The sequence below is a fragment of the Zavarzinia sp. genome, assembly GCF_041650655.1.
In the GTDB taxonomy this organism is placed as follows: Bacteria; Pseudomonadota; Alphaproteobacteria; order Zavarziniales; family Zavarziniaceae; genus Zavarzinia.
In genome coordinates, this window is the sequence record NZ_JBAZKR010000177.1 from 1 (window position 1) to 4,741 (window position 4,741).

At 66.9% G+C, this 4,741-nt stretch carries 4 protein-coding genes and 1 pseudogene; 4 read left to right on the plus strand and 1 reads right to left on the minus strand.

Annotated features, from left to right (window positions below; translation table 11 throughout):
• The coding region (locus tag WC493_RS21610; RefSeq protein WP_373068412.1) for a TorF family putative porin at nt 1-596 on the minus strand (596 nt) is incomplete at its 3' end.
• Nucleotides 597-905: 309 nt separating this feature from the next.
• Here WC493_RS21610 and WC493_RS21615 point away from each other — a divergent pair.
• The 4 genes and pseudogenes from WC493_RS21615 to WC493_RS21630 all read left to right on the plus strand — a co-directional run.
• Complete coding sequence (locus WC493_RS21615; RefSeq protein WP_373068414.1) at nt 906-1,166, plus strand: accessory factor UbiK family protein; 261 nt, start codon at nt 906-908, stop codon at nt 1,164-1,166.
• Between the two features lie 8 nt (nt 1,167-1,174).
• Nucleotides 1,175-2,701 (plus strand): YifB family Mg chelatase-like AAA ATPase, encoded by a 1,527-nt coding sequence (locus WC493_RS21620; RefSeq protein ID WP_373068416.1) that lies wholly within the window; start codon nt 1,175-1,177, stop codon nt 2,699-2,701.
• A gap of 67 nt (nt 2,702-2,768) precedes the next feature.
• On the plus strand, nt 2,769-3,407 hold the full coding sequence (locus tag WC493_RS21625; RefSeq protein WP_373068418.1) for an MBL fold metallo-hydrolase: 639 nt from the start codon (nt 2,769-2,771) through the stop codon (nt 3,405-3,407).
• A pseudogene (locus tag WC493_RS21630) lies at nt 3,404-4,741 on the plus strand (hypothetical protein); the annotation flags it as partial. The gene WC493_RS21625 and the pseudogene WC493_RS21630, both read left to right, overlap by 4 nt.

Below are 4,741 nucleotides of genomic sequence, written 5' to 3' on the forward strand. Positions count from 1 at the left end.
TTCTGTGAGCCGATGTGCCCGCTCACACCCCATCCGTCGCCGAGGTCATAACTGCCGTTCAGTTCCAGATAGTTGGAGCCCCGGGTATTTTCATTGAAGCCGGCCCCACCACCCCAACCGATAAACCCGGCAGAGATCACGTGCGAGTACTTCAGGGTCAGCCACTTGTAGCCGAGCGCGCCATAGACCTCGCTGGTGTTGGGATTGAGGTTGACGCCGGGGATCGAAGCCCCCTTGCCGGGATAGGTATAGGCAATCAGGCCAATGTCGTAGTTCCAGTCGCCGCCGGCGAAGGCATTCTTGTAGCCGCCGTAAAAGTCGACTTCGGTATTGCCCTTGCCGTAGGCGTCCTTGACCCAGGTGATCGTCGATCCAAAGATCCCCGCATACAGGCCGCTGGCGTGAGCGTAATCCACACCGCCCTGCAGAGCGGCGGAACCATGGGTCTGGCTTACGCCACGGAACAGGTAGTCCGAAACCACGCCGATGTTCGGCGTAAAGGTGTGCGTCGGGGTCGGTGCCGCATCGGCGGCGAACACCAAGGCGGGGGCGGCCAAAGCCGTTGCTACGGCGGCAGCGATCAGGGTCTTGTTCATGTTGAGGCTCCTTGAGAAGAAAATAGAAAACTACGGGCTCTCTAATGCAGAGACCGTGCCACCATTTTTTGTCTTTTATAATCAACATGATGAGCAGCCGATTCAACGGCAGGGGGAAGCGGGCGCACCAGGCCGGACGCGATACCTTCGCCCGCCGCACCGCTCTGGTGCAATGCCGGCGCGCAGCCGCGGCCGGGTCTGGCGCTGTGCTAGACTTTTGCTTGCTGCCGCTGCGCTTGACGCCGATGGGGCCGGCGTTAGCCTCCACTGAAACTTCGTTTTGGCATTCCTGCAGGAAATCCATCCACCATGCTCAATCCCAAATTGCTCGATGAAATGTCCGCTCGCGTGTCCTCCCTGTTGGCGGCGACGCCGGCCGGCGACGTCGAGAAGAACATGCGCGCCGCGCTCGCCGGCCTGTTCGCCAAGCTGGATCTGGTGACCCGCGAAGAGTTCGACGTGCAGCGCGAGGTTCTGCTGCGCACGCGGGAGAAGCTCGCGGCGCTCGAAGCGCGCGTCAGCGAACTGGAAGCGCGAAACCAGCCAATTTCGCCGAGCTCCGGCAGGTAAGCCCGCCCATGGCGCTCGCAGTTCTTCGCTCGCGGGCGCTGGCGGGCTTGGCTGCCCCGGAAGTGACCGTCGAAGTTCACCTCGCCTCCGGCCTGCCCTCATTCACCCTGGTCGGCCTGCCCGACACCGAAGTCAAGGAAGCACGCGACCGCGTGCGCGCCGCGATCCAGAACTGCGGCTTCGAATTTCCCCAGCGGCGCATCACGGTGAATCTCGCGCCGGCCGACCTGCCAAAGGAATCCGGGCGTTTCGATCTGCCGATTGCGCTGGGCATCCTGATCGCCTCCGGCCAGGTCAAGGCAGCCGATCTCGACGCTTACGAGTTCGCCGGCGAACTTGCGCTTTCGGGCGAGCTGCGCGCCGTGCGCGGCACGCTCGCGATGTGCGCCGCGATCCGCCACGAAGCCGGGCCTCAGAACGACACTGAGCACAACCCCGCGCGCGCCTTCGTCCTGCCGCTCGAAAGCGCACCGGAAGCCGCATTGATCGAAGGCATGAGCATCCTGCCGGCACGGAGCCTGCTGCAGGTCTGCGCCCATCTCGCCGGCCGCGAGATGCTCGCCCCCTTCGCCGTGTCGCCAGCGCCGACTTTTGCCCATTACCCCGATCTGGCCGAGGTCAAGGGCCAGGCGCAGGCCAAGCGCGCGCTGGAAGTCGCGGCCGCCGGCGGGCATTCGATCCTGATGAGCGGCCCGCCGGGCGCCGGCAAGTCGATGCTGGCGCAGCGCCTGCCCGGCCTGCTGCCGCCGATGACCTCGGCCGAAGCGCTGGAGAGCGCCGCCGTGCATTCGCTGGCGGGCAGCTTCAAACTCGCCCACTGGAACCAGCGTCCGTTTCGCGCCCCGCACCATTCGGCCTCCAGCGCCGCGCTGGTCGGCGGTGGCGGCACGCCGCGTCCGGGCGAGATTTCGCTGGCGCACAACGGCACGCTGTTCCTCGACGAACTGCCCGAGTTCCAGCGCGGCGTGCTCGAAGCCCTGCGCGAACCGCTGGAGACCGGACAGATCAACATTGCCCGCGCCGCGCGCCGCGCCGAGTTCCCGGCGCGCTTCCAGCTCGTGGCGGCGATGAATCCTTGCCCCTGCGGCTGGCTCGGCCATCCCGCCGGCAAGTGCCGCTGCACCCCGGACCAGGTCACGCGCTACCGCGGCAAACTTTCGGGCCCGCTGCTCGATCGCATCGACCTGATGTTCGACGTGCCGGCCGTGGCCGAAGCCGAGCTTTCCGCGCGCGGCGACGGCGAATCGTCGGCGACGGTGCGCGATCGCGTCGCGGCGGCGCGTGCCCTGCAGATCGAACGCCAGGGCAAGCCCAATGCGCAGCTCGGTCCCGACGAAATCGACCGCCACGCGCGCCCCGACGAAGCCGGCGCGCAGTTGCTGAAGCAGGCCATGGCGCGCCTGTCGCTCACGGCGCGGGCTTATCATCGCATCCTCAAGGTCGCGCGCAGCATCGCCGATCTGGCCGGCGCGGCACAAATCAATTCGGCGCATGTCGCCGAAGCCATCCACTACCGGCGCGGACTCGCCGATTGATGAAACAAAGCGCTACAGGGCGGTCGAGCGAAAGACGCTCTCCTCGCCGTAGCGGATAGGAGCCCTCATGCAATACCGCATCATTCCGGTCACTCCCTTCGAACAAAACTGCACCCTGCTCTGGTGCACCGAAACCATGAAAGGCGCCTTCGTCGATCCCGGCGGCGACCTGCAGAAGCTGCTCGCGGCCGCGGCCACGGTCGGCGTCACCATCGAGAAGATCCTGCTCACCCACGGCCACATCGACCATGCCGGCGGCGCCGGCGAACTGGCGTCGATGCTGGGCGTGCCGATCGAAGGCCCGCAGCGTGAAGAAAGCTTCTGGATCGACCAGCTCGCGGCGCAAAGCCGCAGCTTCGGCTTTCCGCCCGCGCAGCCCTTCACGCCGGACCGCTGGCTCGAAGACGGCGACTCCGTCACTGTCGGCAAGGAAACCCTGCAAGTGCTCTACACGCCGGGACACACGCCGGGGCATGTGGTGTTCTTCCACGCTCCGACCAAACTCGCCATCGTCGGCGATGTCCTGTTCGCAGGCAGCATCGGGCGCACCGATTTTCCGCGCGGCAATTACCAGGCGCTGATGGATTCGATCAAGCACAAGCTCTGGCCGCTGGGCGACGATGTCGAATTCATTTCCGGCCACGGGCCGATGTCGACCTTCGGCCATGAGCGTCGAACCAATCCGTTCGTAGGAGACAACGCATGAGCCACACATTCAAGTTCTTCCGCGCCGGCGGCTTCGACCAGGTGCGCATCGACACGGCCGCCGACCTGATGGCGTTGAAGGAGCTCGACCAGAAACTGTGGGTCGCGCTTTCCTGTCCGACCAAAGGCATCGAGTTCGACGCGCGCACGCTGGCGCTGATCGACAGCGACAACGACGGCTACATCCGGGCCCCGGAACTGCTGGCGGCGATCGACTGGGCGGCGGCGCGGCTGGCCGATCCCGGCGCCCTCGCGCAGCAACTCGATGGCGTGCCGCTCGCCGCAATCAAGGACGGCGAACCCTCCGCCGCGCTGCTCGCCGCCGCGCGCGGCATCGTCAAAGAAGGGCAGACGCTGATTTCGGTCGCCGACGCGACCGCCGCCGAAGCCGAGTTCAGCGCGCGCGCCCTGGCTGCATGGGAAGCCTCGGGCAGCGCGGCGAAGCCGCTGGGCGAGGCGACCGAAGCCGCCTGCGCCGCCGTCGCCGACGTCAAGGAAAAGCTCGACGACTTCTTCGTCCGCTGCCGCCTGGCCGCCTTCGACACGCGCGCCGGCGAAGCCATGAACGCCTCCGACGACGCCCTGAAATCATTGGGCGCCGCCGCGCTTTCCTCCGCCCACGCCGATATCGCCGCGCTGCCGCTGGCAAGAGTCGGCGCCGGCGCCACGGTACCGCTGGGCGCCGGCAGCGATTCCGGCATCAATCCGGCCTGGGGCCCGCGCATCGCCGCCTTGCGCGAGGCCGCCGTGGTGCCCTTGCTCGGCGCCCGCGACGCCATCTCCGAATCCGACTGGCTGGCGATCCAGGACCAGCTCGCCGGCTATGTCGCCTGGCAGGCCGCGCGGCCCGCCGGCCTGCCGCCCGAGGCCGAAGCGGTGCGCGACCTGGAGCGCCTCGCGCGCTATGTGCGCGACCTGCTGCCGCTGGCCAACAACTTCGTCGCCTTCCGTGATTTCTACACACATCAAGGCAAGGCGACCTTCCAGATCGGCACCCTCTACCTCGACGGCCGTTCCGCCGAACTCTGCGTCGCCGTCAGCGACCCGGCCAGGCATGCCGCGCTGGCCGGTCTGTCGCGCATCTGCCTGGTGTATTGCGACTGCCAGCGCGTCGGCGAAAGCGGCGGCGAAAAGCAGACGATCGCCGCCGCCTTCACCGCCGGCGATTCCGACCAACTGATGGTCGGCCGCAACGGCGTCTTCTACGACCGCCAGGGACGCGACTGGAATGCCACCATCACCAAGCTGGTCGAGCATCCGATCAGCCTGCGCCAGGCCTTCTGGTCACCTTACAAGCGCCTGATGCGCATGGTCGGCGAGCAATTGCAGAAGCTC

Excerpts from the sequence above, each read along its gene's own strand:
- WC493_RS21615 (WP_373068414.1), top strand. The coding sequence starts at position 906 with ATGCTCAATCCCAAATTGCTCGATGAAATGTCCGCTCGCGTGTCCTCC.
- WC493_RS21620 (WP_373068416.1), top strand. The coding sequence starts at position 1,175 with ATGGCGCTCGCAGTTCTTCGCTCGCGGGCGCTGGCGGGCTTGGCTGCC.
- WC493_RS21625 (WP_373068418.1), top strand. The coding sequence starts at position 2,769 with ATGCAATACCGCATCATTCCGGTCACTCCCTTCGAACAAAACTGCACC.